Here is a 19,120-nt window from a genome sequence, read left to right as displayed (position 1 = left end):
TTAGCAGTAACGATGTTTAAACTTTTAAAACCTCATTTCTGCGAAACTGACGCATAAAACGGGTTTATGCATGCGAAATATAATGTTAATAACTTTAATATTTGCAACAAAAGGGCGTAATTTTTATAAATATATTTCTTAAAATTTATTTTTTTATCCGCTTTTTTTTAGAATATTCGATGTTCAGAAACGGCTGAAAATTTGGCTTGCTCGGGGACTGTAAATCAGGATATTACTTAATACTTATATGGAAAAAACTTGTACTAACGTTTGGAATAGCTGCCTTCAGATAATAAAAGACAACATACCGGCACAAAGCTTTAAAACTTGGTTCGAACCAATAAAAGCTTTGCGTATGGAGGGTAGCGTTTTGACGATACAGGTACCAAGTTTATTCTTTTATGAGTGGCTGGAAGAGCATTACGTAGGCTTGCTGCGCAAAACAATAAAGAAACAATTAGGCGACGAAGGCCGCTTAGAGTATAACATTGTTGTAGAGCAATCATCAAGCAAACCGTACACTACCAACATGCCCTCGAATGGAAATGGTGCTGAATCAAAAAATCAGTCTATGCCAATACCAATTTCGATTAATAAAGACATTAAGAACCCGTTTGTAATACCGGGCCTTAAAAAGCTGAATGTAGACCCGCAGCTAAACCGCAACTACACCTTCGAGAATTTTGTTGAGGGCGACTGCAACCGTTTAGCGCGTTCTGCAGGTTATGCTGTTGCTGCCAAACCTGGCGGCACATCATTTAACCCGTTGATGATATATGGTGGCGTTGGCCTTGGTAAAACCCACCTTGCCCAGGCCATTGGTAACGAAATTAAACGTACCCTGCCAGATAAGCTTGTACTTTACGTAAGCTGCGAGAAATTTACCCAGCAATTTGTTGATGCCTTAAAGCACAATAACATAAACGATTTTGTGAACTTTTACCAAGCCATTGATGTATTGATCATGGATGATGTGCACAACTTTGCAGGTAAAGAAAAAACACAGGATTTCTTCTTCCATATTTTTAACCACCTGCACCAAAGTGGCAAACAACTGATCATCACATCAGATAAAGCTCCGAAGGACCTTGCCGGTTTAGAAGAACGTTTGCTATCCCGTTTCAAATGGGGCCTTTCTGCAGATCTTCAGATACCTGATCTGGAAACCCGGATGGCTATCCTTAAAAACAAAACTTATCAGGATGGCATCGAGTTATCTAACGATGTGATTGAGTACGTTGCCCATAACATTGATAATAACGTACGTGAACTGGAAGGCGCCATGGTATCATTATTGGCCCAAAGCACTCTAAACCGTAAAGAGATAGACCTGAACCTGGCTAAGCAGATGCTTAAGAATTTTGTAAAAAATTCTGCCAAGGAAATTTCGATGGAATACATCCAGAGCCTGGTTTGCGAGTACTTTGAAGTACCTATCGAGATGGTTAAATCACAAACCCGCAAACGCGAGATTGTGCAGGCCCGCCAGATCTCTATGTATCTTGCAAAGGCACACACCAAAAGCTCATTAAAATCTATCGGCAGCTTTTTTGGCGGCCGCGACCACTCTACCGTTATCTACGCCTGCCAAACGGTTGAAGATTTGATAGATACCGATAAAAAATTCAAAGGCTACGTAGCCGATATTCAAAAGAAACTAAAAATGTCGTAATAGCGGCTTGTTAGATTTACGAAGGCCCTGCAGAGATGCGGGGCTTTTTGTTTTTTTAATCTATTTTATTCAACTATGCCATCGCGAGAAGCTTAGCAACGTGGCAATCTCAGCATATCCGATTTTCCACTTAGATTACCGCGCTATCGCTGCAAACGACATAATTTGTTTTATTGTTTCATACCCCTCTTTCTCCCCTCCCCATCTTTGTAACATTGTGGCTATTAATATTTAAGAGGGTTACTATTGTTTGATGATCGGTATAAATACTAAATCAACTAAATCAAACAATTATGAAAACTAAGATCTTTATCGCGATAATGGCTGTGGCCTTATTTGCAGCCTGTAAACAAAGTAACCCTACCTACGAGGACAAAAGAATGACCGACACAACAAGTATTGCTCCAGAAAGCAAAGCCAATAATGAAACGGCCAAACTTGTAAAAACGGCCGACATGAATTTTAAGGTAAAAAACGCCCAGCAAACCGGCGACTCAATTGCAGTTTTAACTAACAAATATGGTGGTTTAGTAATGCACCACCAAATGGGATCTGAGGTTGAAGACTCTGAAAATATACGGGTAAGTAACGACTCGATAAGGCGGGTTACCGTCTACAAAACCACTGCCGACATGACGGTAAAAGTCCCATCAGCAAAACTGGAAGATTTCATGAACCAGGTAGGCCGTATGGCACTACTTACCATTAGCCGAAAAATGGATATTGAAGACAAAACTTTCGACTATGCTTCCGCTCAATTAAAGGTTAAAAACCGTAAGGAATGGGTAGCGCAAACAAAAACGATGGATAAAGAATCGGCCAAAGACCCCGACGTGGTATTAGCACTAAAAGATAATATGGTTGATGACCAGGTAAACAATTTAAAAACGGATGCGGCAGTAAAAAACAGCACTATTATCCTGAGTTTTTATCAAGACAAAACTATCAGCAAGCAATTAGTTGCCAATGATGATCCGTCAGCTTATCATCCTCCCTTTTTTAGTCGCCTGTTAATGGCGCTGGCAAATGGTTGGTATGTATTTTCGGAGATTCTTTTAGGTTTAGCTAACGTGTGGATGTTCTTATTAACCGGTGCGGCGTTATGGATAGGTTATAAGCAGTACAAAAAGAAATATCCTGCGTTAAAGGTGTAAATAACGAAAGCCCGGCTGCTTACACAACCGGGCTTTCTTATCTCTTGATTCTAACTTCTTGGCTCTAACCTACACCGTCAGCTTTTTATATTTCAAACGTTTTGGGATTACATCGCCTACACGTTTTTTGTAGTTCTCTTCGTAATCGCTGTAGTTACCTTCAAAGAAGTACACTTGCGAATTACCTTCAAATGCCAGGATGTGGGTACAAACCCTATCAAGGAACCACCTGTCGTGACTGATGATAACGGCACAGCCCCCAAAATTTTCAAGTGCTTCTTCTAACGCACGTAAAGTATTTACGTCGATATCATTGGTCGGCTCATCCAGCAATAACACGTTCGACCCTTTTTTAAGCGTGATAGCCAGGTGGACACGGTTACGCTCACCACCGGATAGTACACCAACCTTCTTCTGCTGATCGGCACCGTTAAAGTTGAATTTGGATACGTAAGCACGCGAGTTAAGCGGGCGATTACCAACCATAATATTATCAAGGCCATCGGTAACGTTTTCCCAAACAGATTTATTAGGATCAAGGTCATCGTGCATCTGGTCGACATAACCCAGGGCAACCGTATCTCCTACACGGAAAGTACCTGCATCCGGCTGATCCTGCCCGGTTATTAAACGGAACAACGTGGTTTTACCCGCACCGTTGGGCCCAATGATGCCCACAATACCCGCAGGCGGTAACGAGAAGTTAAGGTTCTCGAACAATACTTTATCGCCATAAGCCTTAGTCACGCCATTTGCTTCGATAACGATGTTACCCAAACGCGGGCCCGGCGGGATAAACAGCTCCAGCTTTTCTTCCCTTTCTTTGGTTTCCTCGCTGGCCAGTTTCTCGTAGTTTGATAAACGTGCTTTACCTTTCGCTTGGCGGCCTTTAGCCCCCATACGCACCCATTCCAGTTCGCGCTCCAAAATTTTCTGGCGTTTGCTCTCTCCTTTTTCTTCTTGTGCTAAACGTTTCGATTTTTGATCCAGCCATGACGAGTAATTACCTTTCCATGGTAAACCTTCGCCGCGGTCAAGCTCCAGAATCCAGCCCGCAACGTTATCCAGGAAATACCTGTCGTGCGTTACGGCAATAACGGTTCCTTTATATTGTTTAAGGTGCTGCTCCAGCCAGTCGATAGATTCTGCATCCAAGTGGTTGGTAGGCTCATCCAGCAATAAAACATCCGGCTCCTGTAAAAGCAGGCGGCATAATGCTACGCGGCGGCGCTCACCACCCGATAGAACCGAAATTTTGGTATCCGGCTCAGGGCAGCGCAGGGCATCCATGGCGCGCTCCAGTTTGGTATCAAGCTCCCAGGCATTTTCAGCATCTATCTGATCCTGCAATTCGCCCTGGCGGGCCATTAACTTGTCCATTTTATCGGCATCGCCGTAATATTCTTCTAAGCCGAACTTTTCGTTGATATCTTCGTATTCTTTTAAAAGCGCAGTAGTGGCAGCAACGCCTTCCTCTACAATTTCCTTAACGGTTTTGTCGGGGTCAAGCTCGGGCTCCTGGCTCAGGTAGCCAACAGTATAGCCCGGCGAAAACACTACTTCGCCAATATTTGTCTTATCTATCCCTGCAATAATTTTCAACAACGATGATTTCCCCGATCCGTTTAATCCGATAACGCCGATTTTAGCGCCATAGAAAAACGATAGGTAGATATTTTTTAACACGGTTTTTTGCGGCGGGTAAACTTTGCTTACCCCTGCCATTGAAAATATGATCTTTTCGTCAGCCATTATTGGTTATAATTTTAGAGGAAGCAAATATCACCTAAAAACATAAATAATACTACGGGAAGTGATTTTTTTGCATTGCCAATATTCTTTTAATTAAAGAGTAGGTATAAAGTTCTATTTTGCGCTATGCAAAGGACAATACAGTTTGTATTAAACCATCCATTTACAAAGGGACACCGTATTACTGCACTGGCAAACTTTTTCAAATGGCAATTATTATCGCGTTTACGCAAACAACCTGTTGTTTATCAATTTACTAAAAACAGTAAGTTATGGGTTTGGAAAGGCCTAACCGGCGCAACAGGCAATATTTACTGTGGCCTGCACGAGTTTGAAGATATGGCCTTTTTGCTGCACCTGTTAAGGCCCGATGATTTGTTTATAGATATTGGCGCCAACATCGGCAGCTACACCATGCTGGCCTCTGCCGAAGCGGGGGCGAATACTATTGCTATAGAACCAATCCCGCAAACGTTTGGATATCTCACACAAAATATCGCGCTAAATAACATCGGCAACAAAGCAACGGCATTAAATATAGGCCTTGGTAAAGAGAAAGGCGTACTAAAATTCACCAAAACATACGATACCGCTAACCATGTAGCAACAGATGCCGATACCGATGTTGTTAAAGTAAATGTTGATACCCTCGATAACATCCTTAAAGGAAAAACACCTGTATTATTAAAAATTGATGTTGAAGGCTTTGAAAGCGAAGTTTTAAATGGTGCTGCAAATACCTTAAAATCAACTGGTTTAAAAGCGATTATTATTGAATTAAACGGCGCCGGTAGTAACTTTGGCTTTGATGAAGAAACGATACATGAGCTATTGCTTACACATGGCTTTAAAGTAGTTGCCTACCTCCCATTTAAAAGGGAGTTAGTTAATGCCAACCGTAAAACCGAGCACAACACCCTATACATACGGGACGGGGCTTTTATTAAAACACGATTAAAAACTGCCCGCAAAATTTATGTGCAAGGCAGGCCCTTATAATCAAAAGAGCGTTATTAACAGGCGGTACGTAATTTTCACCACAAATTCATCTTATAATTTGTATCTTTCAATGTAAATCGCTTGGTTTGTTAAAAGTGCATTTATACTGGCAACCCTTTCTACAGTGTATGCCGTATTGTCATAAACAATGACTAATTGCCCTGCTTTATCAGGGTAATTATATATAATTCGATTTGGGTTAAACTATTTGATGGCGGGCTTATCAAATAGTTGGGGTTTAACCGTTTAATGTTAGTAATCAGGCGTTTTGTGGGTTTTAAAGGCAAAATTGCAATTCTTTAAATTTTATTTGGCCAGGGGTTATATCATCAAACTGTCTGTTTACGATAAAGCAAAAAAGTTGGCAATATTGTTGATAAATGTTACAACAATCGTCTTGACAGATAAAAACAAATTTATAGATTAGGACGATCAATAATCAGAAAGGTATATATGGAAGCTAAATTTTCGCCACGGGTTAAGGATGTGATACAGTACAGCAGGGAAGAGGCGTTGCGCCTTGGGCATGATTATATTGGTACTGAGCACCTTTTGCTTGGCCTTATTCGCGATGGCGATGGGGTGGCAATAAAACTATTAAAGGGGCTAACCGTTGATACAGCTAAATTACGCCGCGCCGTTGAAGATGCTGTTAAAGGTACAATTGGCACTAATGTACATATTGGCAGTATCCCGTTAACCAAACAGGCCGAAAAGGTTTTGAAGATAACTTACCTCGAAGCTAAAATTTTTAAAAGTGATGTGATAGGCACCGAGCACTTGCTGCTGTCTATCCTGCGCGACGAGGATAACATAGCTTCGCAGATACTGATGCAGTTTAATGTAAACTACGAGGTATTTAAAAGCGAAGTAGAATCTAACAAAAATGATGTTACAGACGAAATGCCGGGTTCATCAACTGGCGGCGATGACGACTTTAAAGAAGATGACTCTTTCAGCCAGCCTAAAAAAGTATCTGACATTAAATCAAAAACACCGGTACTTGACAATTTTGGCCGCGATTTGACGAAGGCTGCCGAAGATGGCAAGCTTGACCCTATTGTTGGCCGCGAAAAAGAGATCGAGCGTGTATCGCAGATCTTATCGCGCCGGAAAAAGAACAACCCTATCTTGATAGGCGAACCGGGCGTTGGTAAAAGTGCCATTGCCGAAGGCCTTGCCTTGCGCATTGTACAGCGTAAGGTATCGCGTGTATTGTTTAACAAACGCGTGGTTACCTTAGACCTTGCCTCATTAGTGGCAGGTACAAAATACCGCGGCCAGTTTGAGGAGCGTATGAAAGCTGTGATGAATGAATTGGAAAAATCTCCGGACGTTATTTTGTTCATTGATGAGATCCATACCATTGTTGGCGCAGGTGGAGCATCGGGTTCGCTTGATGCATCAAATATGTTTAAGCCTGCCTTGGCTCGTGGCGAGATCCAGTGCATTGGCGCGACTACCCTTGATGAGTATCGACAATACATCGAAAAGGATGGCGCTTTAGACCGTCGTTTCCAAAAGGTAATGGTAGAACCTGCCACCCCTGCTGAAACTGTAGAGATACTGAACCGCATTAAAGAGAAATACGAAGAACACCACGGTGTAACTTATACAGACGAAGCTATAAACGCCTGTGTTTCTTTAACTACCCGTTACATTACCGACAGGTTTTTACCTGATAAGGCTATTGATGCCCTGGATGAATCTGGTTCTCGTGTGCACTTGACCAATATCCACGTTCCGCAGGAAATTTTGGATATTGAGCAAAAGATTGAGCAAATAAAACTGGAGAAAAACAAAGTTGTACGCAGCCAGAAATACGAGGAAGCAGCCAAACTGCGTGATACCGAGAAACATTTGCTTGAAGAGCTTGAACAGGCTAAAGCCGTTTGGGAAGCCGAAACAAAATCTAAACGTTACACTGTAACAGAAGATAACGTTGCCGAAGTTGTAAGCATGATGACCGGTATCCCGGTACAACGTGTTGGCCAGGCCGATAGCGCTAAGCTATTAGCCATGGGTGATACCATTGCAAGCAAAATTATTGGGCAGGATGAAGCTATTAAAAAGCTTACCCGTGCCATACAACGTACCCGTGCCGGGTTAAAAGACCCTAAAAAGCCTATCGGTTCGTTCATATTCCTGGGCCCTACGGGTGTGGGTAAAACCGAACTTGCCAAAGAGCTTGCACGCTTTATGTTTGATACCGAAGACGCGCTGATACAAATTGATATGAGCGAGTACATGGAGAAATTCGCGGTGTCACGTTTAGTGGGTGCGCCCCCGGGTTACGTAGGTTACGAAGAAGGCGGCCAGCTTACGGAAAAGGTACGCCGTAAACCATATGCTGTAGTATTGCTGGATGAAATTGAGAAAGCCCACCCTGATGTATTTAACATCTTACTACAGGTATTGGATGAAGGCCAACTGACTGATTCGTTAGGCCGCAAGGTTGATTTCAGGAACACTATCATCATCATGACATCTAACATTGGCGCTCGCCAGTTGAAAGATTTTGGACAAGGTGTTGGTTTCAGTACCGCCGCTAAAACAACCCAGGCAGATTCGCACTCTCGTGGTGTGATAGAGAACGCTTTGAAACGCGCCTTTGCTCCCGAGTTTTTGAACCGTATTGATGATGTTATCGTGTTTAACTCATTGGGTAAAGACGAGATCTTCAAAATTATCGATATCGAACTTGGTTTCTTATTTGGCCGTGTAAACAGCCTGGGTTACAAGATCGAACTTACTTTAGCTGCCAAGGAGTTTATTGCCGAGAAAGGTTACGATTCGCAGTTTGGTGCAAGGCCGCTTAAACGCGCCATACAGAAATACCTGGAAGACCCAATTGCCGAAGAGATCCTGAAAGGTGAAATGACCGAAGGTGATACCCTAATGGTGGACTACGACAAAGAAGCCGACCAGATCAAGGTGATTGACAAAAAGAACGAAGCCAAACCCGAAGAAGAAGAACAAAAATAATCTTCACCGGATAAGGGATAAATTACAGCCCCGCTTGCATTTGCAGGCGGGGCTTTTCGTTAAAATCTCAAAAGAATTTAATAATTCAGTTTTTTACCTTTAGGTTCCCTCGTTGGGGGCCAGTAATCTATCGGCAGTATTTCGGCTATGCGGTTAGTCCCCCATTTATACCTAAAAAACGCACCTGTAGGGTTTAGGATAGTTCCATTAATATCAAAAAATAAACTTTTATCGATAAAATCAATACTTCCTACCTGGCCACGGTTACCGTATTCGAAAATTAAATCACGGAAATGCTTATTACCCGGCGGGAAATAAAAAACATCAATATCGGAAGGATAGTTGATAGCGTATATCCCCCTTTTATCTGTTCGATGGACATAATTTGCACTTCTCAATGTATCATATCTCTCAATACGATATGGAATGATATTTTCATCAATATATTTAATACAAAAAGGCCGCACAACAAAATCAGAATCAACCGTGTTGGATAATACAGCACGCAAAAAATGTGTGGGAGAACCATAATACACGAGATGACGATTTTTCGTCCAACTTTCATTTTGAGCCGCAGAACCATCCATTTCTTCAAATAATGCAAAGCCCTCATATTTCATATTAAAGGCCTGTTTATCTAATACGAAAGTGTTGAGCAGGTATTTTAATTTATAACCCAATGCATCATTCTCTATTCCTAAAAAATCATCGGTAGTTGCAGTGAGCACCTGATCATGCTTACTAAAAGTCAGTTTCAAAATTTGAGGATTAAGTATTTTGCAATCACGCCAAAAAAGAGCCCTGCCCAAAAACTGTTCTTTAAACATTCGTAATTTTCGGTCACGTTTTGGGTCTTTGCCACCTATAATCACTTCGTTCAAAGTCGTGGTTTTTGGCCGCATCTTAATATCAGCCACTATCAGGTTGTTATTAATTATAATTTCCCGGCGTTGGGTTTCGTAACCAATTACACTGACGATCAATTCATATTGCCCGGGATTTAATCTATATAGCGTAAAAGCACCATCAGTATTTGCCTTTGTACCAATAGTAGAATTATTTAAAAATACGCTTGCGTCTGCTATGGGCTTGCCGTCAACTTCACTTACCACGCGCCCTTTTATTCTTAACTGGGCAAAACATGCAACAGGAAACAAAAACAGGAAAAGTAAAAAGTGTTTCATGATTTTATGTATCCCTAATATACAACTACTTTTCTTCGGGCGTATAATCAACCGGCAACATTTCTGCAAAGCGGCTTTTAGCCCAGTTGCATTCAAAATTTATGGCCGCGGGGTTTATGATGATGCCATTGCTGTCAAAAAGTGCGTAAGGCTCTGCAAAATAAATGATAGATGTTAAATAATTGGGCATTGATAACGATTGATAGGTGTTGCTACCTTGGTCGTTATCCCGCTTTTTGGTATTCATTACGTAAAGGCAATCGGTATATTTTAAAGCGTAAAGGCCTTTTTGATCGGTAAGGGAAGTAAAATCGGTTACGGCTTAGGGCACATTTACCAAAGTTTGAAGATACTTATCATTAAGCCCGTTATAAGCAGGGTTGGCTTTCCTGATCAGCCTTAATACTTTAAAGCCAAACCCATCTATATCGTTTGCCACCAATCCCCGTAAAAACTGCATGGATGAACCCTCATAAACAAGGCGCCTGTTCTTTATCCATCGTTTTTTATCCTTTGCCGAACCTTTCACCTCCTCAAACAAAGCCGACCCATCATAATAAACCATATTAATTTTAGAGTCTTTCAAAAATTTATTAAGTAAATATTTTACGCGGTAACCCAGCTCCTTGTTCTCCACCTCCAAAAAGTCGTATGTCGAGCCGGTAAGTTTACGCGTGGTTTTATCATACTCGAGGCTCAACACTTCCGGGTTAAGTATTTTGCACTTGGCAGCCATGGCCGATGAGCCTAAAAACTCGGTTTTAAAAATGGCATATTTGCGGTCCCAATCGGCATCGGGCCGTATATTAACTTCTTTTAAAACGGTTGTTTTGGGGACAAGCTTAATATCGGGCAGTTTAATGTTCTCGCCTGCGGCCAATACCGTTTGTCGATAAGTTTCAAATCCAATTACGGTTACCACCAACTCATACTGCCCGGGCTTTACGCCACGCAAAGCAAACAAGCCATCGGCTGCAGATTTATTGCCAACTGTTGCATTACTTAAAAACACACTGGCATCTACCACCGGGTTTTTATCAGCAGTGCTGATCAATTTACCGGTTATGCTTACTTGGCCTAAACAGCTAAACGGTAAAAGTAAAAATGCCAGTACAAAAATTTTCACAGATAAATATAAAACTAATTTATTAGTTGGTTAAACCTTTGGCTATATTTTTGTTCTGAGATATATAATCGTGTTGTAAAAGCGTTATGATAAAGTTCATAATTGATTTTATGATCAAAAAACAAAAATCTCATATGAAAAAATTATTATCTATCCTATGCGTGGCTGTTATTACACTTACGGCTGCATCATGTAAAAAAGAAACTGTTGTAGCGCCGGGTGCACAAACTGTTTTTACAAAAGCCAATAACTGGGTTACTACCGATGGTGGCAACAGCTATACTGCCGACGTTGCGATGCCCGAAATCGACAGCTACTTTGATGCTCATGGGGCCGTATTAGTTTATAACGACCTTGGCAATGGTGAATACGAATTGTTACCAAATGTTTTTGAAGGCATTACCTTTAGGCCTACTTACACAGGCGGCCACGTGTTCATCTACGCGCAAAGTAGCGACGGTACCGGTACTATTACAAAGCCGGGCACGCTTAACTTAAAAATTGTGTTGGTAGATTAAGTTACCCTCAAGAAACAAAAAATGGCCTTCGAATAATTCGAAGGCCATTTCTGTTTATAAAGCTATGTTAGTCTGATCCGCTCGAAGACCAGCATCAAAGTACTAAAATTATTTCTCCATTTGCTCTATCACAGCAGCAGTTACACCGGTGAAAGAGAAACCACCATCGTGGAACAGGTTCTGCATGGTAACCATTTTGGTTAGGTCGCTAAATAAGCTCACGCAGTAATCAGCACATTGGTTTGCATCGGCGTTACCAAGCGGGCTCATTTTTTCGGCATAATTTACAAAACCGTCAAAACCTTTTACACCGCTCCCTGCAGTAGTGCGGGTTGGCGATTGTGATACCGTGTTGATCCGCACGTGTTTTTTAACACCGTACTGGTAACCAAAGTTACGCGCTATGCTTTCCAGGTAAGCCTTGTTATCGGCCATGTCGTTGTAATCAGGGAATACGCGTTGTGCTGCTATGTAAGTAAGCGCCACAACAGAACCCCACTCGTTGATAGCATCAAGCTTCATGGCTGTTTGCAATACACGGTGAAAGCTTAGTGCAGATATATCTAACCCTTTGTGGGTAAAATCGTAGTTGTTTTCGGTATAGTGGATGTTCTTACGAACGTTAACGCTCATCCCAATCGAGTGCAGCACAAAATCTACACCGCCGCCAAAATGCTCCATGCTTTTGGTGATCAGGTTGGTAACATCCTCGTTACTGGTAACATCCGCCGGGATAACAGGGGCATTACACTCCTCTGCAAGTTTGTTCAACTCGCCCATGCGCAAGGCCAGCGGAGAGTTTGTTAAAACTATTTCGGCACCCTCTTCGTGGCAGCGTTGCGCCACTTTCCAGGCGATAGATTGCTCGTTAAGCGCACCAAAAATAATCCCTTTTTTACCTTTTAATAAATTGTAAGCCATTGTTTTTAGTTTTATGAGTGGGGCAAAGTTATAAAATTAGTTTGCAGTTTACAGTGGGCGGTTCGCAGTTAATATTTACCGGCATGCCAACTGCCACTAAAAACTGCCAACTCCTATCCTGCCAACAATTCCCTCGCGTTTTGCAACGCGCTTTCGCCGGGGTTATCGCCGCTTAGCATTTTGGCTATCTCTAAAACGCGTTCGGTATCGTTGAGTTTTTTGATGCGGGTTTTGGTTACAGATTCCGAATCGTCCTTGTAAACAAAGTAATGGCTTTTGCCCTTGCCGGCAATTTGCGGCAGGTGGGTTATGGTAATCACCTGCAAATTTTGCGACAGGCGTTCCATCACCTGGCCTACCTTGTTAGCAACCTCGCCGCTTACACCGGTATCTATCTCATCAAAAATAATGGTTGGCAATGCGGTGTACTCGGCAATGATGGATTTGATGCTCAGCATCAGCCTGCTCAACTCACCACCTGATGCCACCTTGCTCATATCGGCCAAAGCATGGCCTTTATTAGCTGAGAACATAAAGCGGATGGTATCGATGCCATTTTTGGTGAGGTGGTCCGCAAGTCCGTAAGTCCGTAAGTCCGCAGATGAAGCTATCTTTCCGACTTCCTGACTTTCTGCCTTACCGACAGTTTGCTCTATCTGTAACACCGAGTTCGGCATCCCCATTTCGGTTAGGTTAGCCAGTACCTTGTCCTGTATAACCGGGATAGCCTTTTTACGGTTGGCGGATAGCTCGGTAGCTATGCCCTTCAGTTCCAGTTTATCGGCAGCAATCTGTTTTTGCAGTTTCTCTATCGCTTCGTCGCCAAATACAGCCTGCTGGATCTTATCCGACAGGTCGTCCTGGATTGACAGTAGCTCGGCATTGGTGTTAACCCGATGCTTTTTTTGCAGGTTATACAACATGCTTAGTCGCGTGTTTACTTCCTCGGCGCGGGCCTCGTTGGTAAATGTGCGCTGTTCTATATTTTCAAGCTCGGCGGCAATATCCTTTAGTTCTATCAGGGAACTTTTCAAGCGTTCGTGCAGGTCTTCTACTTCCGGGTTATATTGTTCAATAGTACTTAGTTGCTGACCCGCCTCGCGCAGCTGTATAATGGCAGACGTTTCGCCCTCGTGCATCAGATGATGGGCACCCAGCAGGTTGCGTTTTATCTCTTCAGCATTGCTTAGGGTTGCCAGTTCTTTCTCCAGCCCTTCCTGCTCATCGGCGGCAATGGCGGCTTTGTCCAGTTCATCAAATTGAAACTGGTAGTAATCCAAGTCCGCCTTTGCTTTATCGTTTTGGGCTATCAGGTCATCCAATTGTTTCAGCGATTTTTTATACGCGCGATATTTGGTTTGATAGCCCGTAAGCAGCTCATCGTGGCGGCATACGCCATCAACCACCAGCAGCTGAAACTCGGGGTTATTTATTTCGTAAGTGGCGTGCTGCGAGTGGATATCTATCAGCCTTTCGCCAAGTTGTTTTAGGGTGGTAAGGTTAACCGGGGTATCGTTCACAAAAGCCCGCGATTTACCGTCTGCCGAGATCTCGCGGCGCAAAACGGTTTCGCCCTCGTAATCAAGGTCGTTATCTTCAAAAAATGTATTGAGGTGGAAGCCGGCAATTTTAAAAGCGCCTTCTATCACACATTTTTTTTGCTGATTAAAAAAGTAACGGCTCTCGGCACGTTGCCCCAATATCAGCGATAGCGCACCTAAAATTATCGATTTACCCGCGCCGGTTTCTCCTGTAAGGATGTTTAACCCCTCATCAAAATTGATCTCGAGGTTATCTATCAGTGCGTAATTTTGTATGGTTAGCCTTTGAAGCATAAAAAAAGTATCCCCTTTTTTGAGGATACTAAATTACTAATTTTAATAGGAATTGTGAGTGATTGATTGAGTTATCCCGATAGCTCGGGACACTATGCACTATAACTTAATTTTTTTCAGGTGTTTCCGGTTTTTCGGGGGCTTCAGGTTTCTCGGGCGCTTCGGGTTTTTCTACATCCTCGCTGTTGTTCCAGTTGTAAACATTCTCGGGGTGCGTTTTCCTGTACTCAGCTGCCTTCTTTTTGAACTCCGGCGATTGGGTATAAGCCCTTAATTTTTCTGATGCTTCGTGTAATAATTTTTTCTCTCGTTCAATATCGGGGCTGGCAGCAAAACGGCGCATTTGCTGGCCTACTTTACGCATCTCTTCTTGTTTAGCCTTAATATCGGGATTGTTGTAAGCTTTACGCATTTCATCACCAGCTGCACGCATCTCATCCTGCGATTTTTTAACATCGGGGTTGTTGGTGTACGTGCGCATTTGCTTGCCCAGTTCCTTCATTTTATCCTGCTGCTGCAATACATCCGCAGGGATATTCTTTTTTAACTCGGCCTGGTACTGGCGGTAATTTTCGTCATTTTTGCTATCATCCCGGCTAAAAACACCATCCATCGGCACGCCATATTTCTTCGCGATCTTAGCGTTCATATCCTTAAAATCTTTCGACTCGTAATACTTGCTCATCACATTGCCAGAAGCCTCCATTTGCTTACTTAACTCGTCTATCTTGCCGCTACGGCTGCCCCATTGCTTCTCAAACTCGGCGGCGGCCTTTCCTTGCGCGGCGGTAGCCTGTTTCACTTTAGCACTATTATAAAAAGCGTCAACATCCTTACCCAACCTATCCATTTGATCGCTTTGGGCTTTAAATGCCGGACTATCATAGTACTTGCCTATAGCGTCGCCATGTTTTGATACTTCTTTGCTCAGGCGGTCCAACTCGGGGTCTTTCATGCCGTTGTTGTAAATATGGCCAAAGTTAATCGTCACATTGTCTTCGGCTCTTACTTTGGCACTAAACCTGGCTTCGGCCTTTGCCTTATGGGTGGTGGCTTTAGCAGCCCTCGCCTGAAATCTAACCGCTTTTTTTGCAGGGATGGTATCTGCTATGATAGCTTTTATTGTTTCGGGAGTTATCTTTTTTACTGATATTTTACCTTGTGCAATTTCGGGGTTAAGCAGCGCTAAGCCGCAAACACTTAAGGTTAGTATAAGCATGGCCACTAATGTTGGCCTCACGCTTGGCATTTGTTTTTTTGTTTTCATGATTCTTTCGATTCGGTTTAATAAATGGTACTTTTTACCGGTTACAGCCAGCGCTAACTGTAACCCGTTTTGGCGGCTCTGCTCTAACTTGAACAAAGCTTTGGCATAAATAACAGGGTTTTGCGTAGCATCTACAACCACATCGTCGCAGCTGTTCTCGCGTTCTTCGCCTATTATTTTATTGATAAGTAACACGCACGGATTAAAGAATAACAACGTGGTTACAACTTGCTGCAGCAGGTTAATAAGGTAATCGTTACGTTTAATATGAGCCAGCTCGTGCATTAATATGGCTTCAATTTCTTCGGACCCAAGGTAGGTAGACAAGGTAAACGGCAGCAGGATAACCGGCTTGAAGTACCCTACTATACAAGGCACATCAACCATTTGGCTAAAGCCAACTTTTACCGTTTTGCTGATATCCAGTTTTTTAGCGAAGGCGCTAATTTGCTGCTGCAATTGCACGCCAAGGCTCATGGTACGTTTAATGGTTTGTATTTTACGATGCGCAAGCACTACCCTTGCCAGGTTCAATAACAGCCCTGATATATATACAGCGGTTACGTACGGCAGGTATTTTTCGATATTGTAATAGTAGCGCACGGTTTGGTTACCAAACTGCTGTATGTTTTGCGGAAAGCCTGCAAGCAGCGGCATATTTTTAAGATCGGTTGGTTTAGCCAGCCAGTCGTAAAGTTGTATCTCGGTGACAAGCGTATAGGCAAACCATCCGGTAATGGCCAACAGGCTACTAACCGCAAACAAATATTTTTTTGAGGATGAAAGCCCGGTAACTAACAGCAAAACCACCCTTAACAGGAAATAGATAAGCAGCCCCTGCCATAACGAATGGATGATAGTGATCCCCAAAACCTGGCTGATGTTGTACAGTATATTTTCCATTGTCTTAAATGATAAAAGCTAAATCCTAAACTCAAAACCTAAATTATCGAGCTATGTCAATCCTAATCTCTAATTTCTTCCCGATAGCTATCGGGCCACTAATCTCTCTTCTCAAACTGATCTAAAAAGTTCTTTATCGCATCTATCTCATCTTTTGAAGCGCGGTGCTGGCCCAGGGCCTGTATCACCAGATCCGATGTGGAACCTTTAAACACGGTGGACAATATTTTATCCAGCGCGCCTTGCTGTGCCTGTTCGCGGCTGATGAGGGCTTTATACAAATGCGTTTTTGCGGTTGTATCGCGCTCTACCAAACCTTTCTCGTGCATTATCTGCATTAGTTTAAGGGTTGTGGTGTAACCTGCATCTTTATTCTTGGCCAGTTCCTCGTGCACATCACGAACGCTGCATTGCCCCGTTTTCCAAATCACTTGTAATATTTCCAGCTCGCTTTCGGTCGGTTTCAGATCCATGTTATAAAGTTATACGAATTTCTTCGTACAAATATGTACGATAGTTTTCGTATATCAAAATTTTATTTAAATATTTTTTATTTTTTGTTTAATTAACAGACGTTGCGGGATTTAAAACGTTACAATTTAGTCACAAAAACGTACTTAAGCCGCCCATATTCGCCTGCTTAAATTCTGTAGTTTATATTTGCACAAACACATTCTATATGGAAATTTTTGCTTTGGGCGAGGGCTCGTATTCGGTTGATGCTACTAAGAAATTCATTCCTTTTAATCCTGAAACCGATAGCAAACGCGACCGTCCGGGTTCACTTTTTATTCACGTAAACCCTTTCCTGATCAAAACTGCCGACGATCTTATCTTGCTTGATGCCGGCCTTGGTTATAAAGATACCCGCGACGAACTACTGCTTCACCAACATATCCGCAACGCGGGGTTCGACCCGGAGGATGTTACGTTAGTATTGATGTCGCACCTGCATTATGACCATTCGGGTGGGTTGGTGGTAGAACGCAGCGGTAAGTTTGAACCAAGTTTCCCGCAGGCTACACACGTGATCCAAAAAGATGAGTTTGAATTCGGATTGACGGGGAAATCCAGCTCCTATCATGTAGAGATCTTCCAGGCTTTGCAAAATACTGTCAAAATAGATTTTGTAGAGGGCAATGGTGAATATAAGCCAGGCATTAAATATGAGCTATCCGGTGGGCACAGCAAGTTTCACCAGGTTTTTTGGATTGATATTGAAGGCCAGAAAGTATTTTTTGGTGGCGATGAGCTACCCGAGCCTGAGCAACTGATCAGAAAATTTGTAGCTAAGTATGACTACGATGGGCAACGCTCGGCAGAACTGAGAATAGCGTATGGCAAAAAAGCAGCGGCAGATGGCGATATATGCCTGTTTTACCATGCGCGCGCAACCGCCATCGGCAAGGTTGAATACGATGATGAAACTTTTGCGATTATTCCGGTTTAATTAGACGATACGCCGAAAAGTTCCTTTATTTTTTCCACGTTAAGCGGTTTAGAAATAAAATCTTTAACCAAAGGGTATGAGCGTGCTTTGTTAATATCGTTGCTAAATACCGAAGAAGAAATAATATAGATCTTGCTTTTACCCAATGGATCGAGGTTTAAGCGCTTGTACTCGTCCAAAAATTCCCAGCCGTTCATAATCGGCATATTAATATCCAGCAGGATATAATCCGGCAGTTTTGCAGGGTCTTTGTATTGAATGTCAGCCAGGGTATCGATCGCGAATTTACCGTTAAGGCAGGCCATAATATCCGTGTTGGTCAAAGCCTTCTTTATCAATTTTATAGAGATAAAGTTGTTTATTTCGTCGTCATCAACCAATAAAACACTTACTGTTTTGTCGTTATTAGGGCTCATATGTTCTCTTATACGAAAATGCAAATAAAAAGGTTATATTCCTTAAAGTTGTAACGCTATTTTTTCTGTAAAATTTTGGGGCACAACTGTTAAAAATACAATTATCGATTACCAGGCAACTTTATCTAACACCCAATAGTATCCAATAAATATAAAGTAGTTTACGAAAAACCGGCATCTGAGGTTACAGTTATTAAATATACGACAATGTCTTCTTAATAACAAAGCTACTAATTCTCTGTTGTTGACACCCTCACCCAACAACATCCAAAACGGGGACAAATACAAAGTAAATACTGCGGCTTGGAATGACAGTAATTACAGGAATGAAAACTAACTTTCGCCGTTGTTGGTGTTGTCACAACAACATTTAGGACTGCAAATTATCCATGCGTTAATGCACTGGCGGCTTGTTGGTGACAACACCAACAAGGGCAGAAAATACCACCGTATTTATTATGCCGGATTATCCAACCACCATTCTTCAGCTTCAGGCCATAGAGAAATGATCTCCTTTGCGCGCCTTTTGTAAATATTTATAAAAAATGATTCTTTACTAAAATCAAACCAATAGTCAGTTTTATTTTTAATACTGCCTATTCTCAAACGTCTACCTTCATAATGAACCCTACATTTTGAAGGCTCAATTTCTTTTCCCGTTACAATGGAGCCGGTAGTTGGGCAGTTCGCAATCTCCACTACAAATTTTGATGAATACGAACTGAATTGAAATGTAAGTAGATTAATGCGGTCATTTTTAATACGAGTAAAGTGAGGGTAAGAACCTTTAAAACCCACAGTTCGTAAAAAAGGAATAAAAAGACTTTTGATTGCTTCATCCATCAAAAGTCTTTTGTCTGTTCCGGTCATTGCTACTTTCATAAAAAAAGGCCCCTTTAATAAAGGAGCCTCAATTTAGTTATTTATCTGCACATCTG

16 protein-coding genes are annotated in these 19,120 nt (G+C 42.2%); 6 read left to right on the top strand and 10 right to left on the bottom strand.

Annotation, left to right across the window (positions count from 1 at the left end; translation table 11 throughout):
- The first annotated feature begins 247 nt into the window (after nucleotides 1-247).
- The gene (dnaA, locus tag ABIB39_RS06185) at nucleotides 248-1,672 is read left to right on the top strand and encodes a chromosomal replication initiator protein DnaA (protein ID WP_354428241.1); all 1,425 of its coding nucleotides are present in this window, start codon (nucleotides 248-250) and stop codon (nucleotides 1,670-1,672) included.
- Between the two features lie 293 nt (nucleotides 1,673-1,965).
- Nucleotides 1,966-2,826, top strand: a complete 861-nt coding sequence (locus ABIB39_RS06180; RefSeq protein WP_354428240.1) for a DUF4349 domain-containing protein — start codon at nucleotides 1,966-1,968, stop codon at nucleotides 2,824-2,826.
- A gap of 69 nt (nucleotides 2,827-2,895) precedes the next feature.
- Here ABIB39_RS06180 and ettA read toward each other — a convergent pair whose 3' ends face one another.
- Nucleotides 2,896-4,578 (bottom strand): energy-dependent translational throttle protein EttA, encoded by a 1,683-nt coding sequence (gene ettA, locus ABIB39_RS06175; RefSeq protein ID WP_354428238.1) that lies wholly within the window; start codon nucleotides 4,576-4,578, stop codon nucleotides 2,896-2,898.
- A gap of 126 nt (nucleotides 4,579-4,704) precedes the next feature.
- Here ettA and ABIB39_RS06170 point away from each other — a divergent pair, with 126 nt between their 5' ends.
- Both ABIB39_RS06170 and ABIB39_RS06165 read left to right on the top strand, forming a co-directional pair.
- A complete protein-coding gene (locus ABIB39_RS06170) occupies nucleotides 4,705-5,577 on the top strand; it encodes an FkbM family methyltransferase (RefSeq protein WP_354428236.1) in 873 nt (290 codons plus the stop codon).
- 453 nt (nucleotides 5,578-6,030) lie between these two features.
- Entirely contained in the window at nucleotides 6,031-8,562 is a 2,532-nt protein-coding gene (locus ABIB39_RS06165) for an ATP-dependent Clp protease ATP-binding subunit (protein ID WP_354428235.1), read from the top strand.
- Nucleotides 8,563-8,639: 77 nt separating this feature from the next.
- On the opposite strand, the gene ABIB39_RS06160 is transcribed toward ABIB39_RS06165, so the two are convergent.
- The 3 genes from ABIB39_RS06160 to ABIB39_RS06150 all read right to left on the bottom strand — a co-directional run bounded on the left by ABIB39_RS06160 (nucleotide 8,640) and on the right by ABIB39_RS06150 (nucleotide 10,872).
- Nucleotides 8,640-9,746: a carboxypeptidase-like regulatory domain-containing protein gene (locus ABIB39_RS06160; protein ID WP_354428233.1), complete on the bottom strand. Its 1,107-nt coding sequence runs from the start codon at nucleotides 9,744-9,746 to the stop codon at nucleotides 8,640-8,642.
- A 25-nt stretch (nucleotides 9,747-9,771) separates the two neighbouring features.
- Nucleotides 9,772-9,993 (bottom strand): hypothetical protein, encoded by a 222-nt coding sequence (locus ABIB39_RS06155; RefSeq protein ID WP_354428231.1) that lies wholly within the window; start codon nucleotides 9,991-9,993, stop codon nucleotides 9,772-9,774.
- A gap of 75 nt (nucleotides 9,994-10,068) precedes the next feature.
- Nucleotides 10,069-10,872 carry a carboxypeptidase-like regulatory domain-containing protein gene (locus ABIB39_RS06150; protein ID WP_354428229.1) on the bottom strand — a complete coding sequence of 268 codons (804 nt, stop codon included), beginning with the start codon at nucleotides 10,870-10,872 and terminating at the stop codon, nucleotides 10,069-10,071.
- 134 nt (nucleotides 10,873-11,006) lie between these two features.
- Between ABIB39_RS06150 and ABIB39_RS06145 the strand changes: the two genes are divergently transcribed.
- Nucleotides 11,007-11,390, top strand: coding sequence for a hypothetical protein (locus ABIB39_RS06145; protein WP_354428227.1), 384 nt, complete (start codon nucleotides 11,007-11,009; stop codon nucleotides 11,388-11,390).
- Nucleotides 11,391-11,498: 108 nt separating this feature from the next.
- Here ABIB39_RS06145 and ABIB39_RS06140 read toward each other — a convergent pair whose 3' ends face one another.
- From ABIB39_RS06140 to ABIB39_RS06125, 4 genes are all read right to left on the bottom strand, one after another.
- Nucleotides 11,499-12,311 carry an enoyl-ACP reductase FabI gene (locus ABIB39_RS06140; RefSeq protein WP_354428225.1) on the bottom strand — a complete coding sequence of 271 codons (813 nt, stop codon included), beginning with the start codon at nucleotides 12,309-12,311 and terminating at the stop codon, nucleotides 11,499-11,501.
- Between the two features lie 113 nt (nucleotides 12,312-12,424).
- The gene (gene recN / locus ABIB39_RS06135; RefSeq protein WP_354428224.1) at nucleotides 12,425-14,146 is read right to left on the bottom strand and encodes a DNA repair protein RecN; all 1,722 of its coding nucleotides are present in this window, start codon (nucleotides 14,144-14,146) and stop codon (nucleotides 12,425-12,427) included.
- 106 nt (nucleotides 14,147-14,252) lie between these two features.
- On the bottom strand, nucleotides 14,253-16,316 hold the full coding sequence (locus ABIB39_RS06130) for a M56 family metallopeptidase (protein WP_354428222.1): 2,064 nt from the start codon (nucleotides 16,314-16,316) through the stop codon (nucleotides 14,253-14,255).
- Between the two features lie 98 nt (nucleotides 16,317-16,414).
- Nucleotides 16,415-16,789, bottom strand: coding sequence for a BlaI/MecI/CopY family transcriptional regulator (locus tag ABIB39_RS06125; RefSeq protein WP_354428221.1), 375 nt, complete (start codon nucleotides 16,787-16,789; stop codon nucleotides 16,415-16,417).
- A gap of 206 nt (nucleotides 16,790-16,995) precedes the next feature.
- Between ABIB39_RS06125 and ABIB39_RS06120 the strand changes: the two genes are divergently transcribed.
- Entirely contained in the window at nucleotides 16,996-17,766 is a 771-nt protein-coding gene (locus ABIB39_RS06120; protein ID WP_354428219.1) for an MBL fold metallo-hydrolase, read from the top strand.
- Here ABIB39_RS06120 and ABIB39_RS06115 read toward each other — a convergent pair.
- Nucleotides 17,763-18,182, bottom strand: a complete 420-nt coding sequence (locus tag ABIB39_RS06115; RefSeq protein ID WP_354428217.1) for a response regulator — start codon at nucleotides 18,180-18,182, stop codon at nucleotides 17,763-17,765. The genes ABIB39_RS06120 and ABIB39_RS06115 overlap by 4 nt on opposite strands.
- 456 nt (nucleotides 18,183-18,638) lie before the next feature.
- Entirely contained in the window at nucleotides 18,639-19,064 is a 426-nt protein-coding gene (locus tag ABIB39_RS06110; RefSeq protein ID WP_354428215.1) for a DUF4304 domain-containing protein, read from the bottom strand.
- Nucleotides 19,065-19,120: the final 56 nt, after the last annotated feature.

Source organism: Mucilaginibacter sp. UYP27, from assembly GCF_040547175.1.
GTDB lineage: Bacteria > Bacteroidota > Bacteroidia > Sphingobacteriales > Sphingobacteriaceae > Mucilaginibacter.
Note: the sequence above shows the minus strand (reverse complement) of the source record. Positions and strands in the feature narration are given on the sequence as shown.

Excerpts from the sequence above, each read along its gene's own strand:
- dnaA (WP_354428241.1), top strand. The coding sequence starts at position 248 with ATGGAAAAAACTTGTACTAACGTTTGGAATAGCTGCCTTCAGATAATA.
- ABIB39_RS06180 (WP_354428240.1), top strand. The coding sequence starts at position 1,966 with ATGAAAACTAAGATCTTTATCGCGATAATGGCTGTGGCCTTATTTGCA.
- ettA (WP_354428238.1), bottom strand. The coding sequence starts at position 4,578 with ATGGCTGACGAAAAGATCATATTTTCAATGGCAGGGGTAAGCAAAGTT.
- ABIB39_RS06170 (WP_354428236.1), top strand. The coding sequence starts at position 4,705 with ATGCAAAGGACAATACAGTTTGTATTAAACCATCCATTTACAAAGGGA.
- ABIB39_RS06165 (WP_354428235.1), top strand. The coding sequence starts at position 6,031 with ATGGAAGCTAAATTTTCGCCACGGGTTAAGGATGTGATACAGTACAGC.
- ABIB39_RS06160 (WP_354428233.1), bottom strand. The coding sequence starts at position 9,746 with ATGAAACACTTTTTACTTTTCCTGTTTTTGTTTCCTGTTGCATGTTTT.
- ABIB39_RS06155 (WP_354428231.1), bottom strand. The coding sequence starts at position 9,993 with ATGAATACCAAAAAGCGGGATAACGACCAAGGTAGCAACACCTATCAA.
- ABIB39_RS06145 (WP_354428227.1), top strand. The coding sequence starts at position 11,007 with ATGAAAAAATTATTATCTATCCTATGCGTGGCTGTTATTACACTTACG.
- ABIB39_RS06140 (WP_354428225.1), bottom strand. The coding sequence starts at position 12,311 with ATGGCTTACAATTTATTAAAAGGTAAAAAAGGGATTATTTTTGGTGCG.
- recN (WP_354428224.1), bottom strand. The coding sequence starts at position 14,146 with ATGCTTCAAAGGCTAACCATACAAAATTACGCACTGATAGATAACCTC.
- ABIB39_RS06130 (WP_354428222.1), bottom strand. The coding sequence starts at position 16,316 with ATGGAAAATATACTGTACAACATCAGCCAGGTTTTGGGGATCACTATC.
- ABIB39_RS06125 (WP_354428221.1), bottom strand. The coding sequence starts at position 16,789 with ATGGATCTGAAACCGACCGAAAGCGAGCTGGAAATATTACAAGTGATT.
- ABIB39_RS06120 (WP_354428219.1), top strand. The coding sequence starts at position 16,996 with ATGGAAATTTTTGCTTTGGGCGAGGGCTCGTATTCGGTTGATGCTACT.
- ABIB39_RS06115 (WP_354428217.1), bottom strand. The coding sequence starts at position 18,182 with ATGAGCCCTAATAACGACAAAACAGTAAGTGTTTTATTGGTTGATGAC.
- ABIB39_RS06110 (WP_354428215.1), bottom strand. The coding sequence starts at position 19,064 with ATGAAAGTAGCAATGACCGGAACAGACAAAAGACTTTTGATGGATGAA.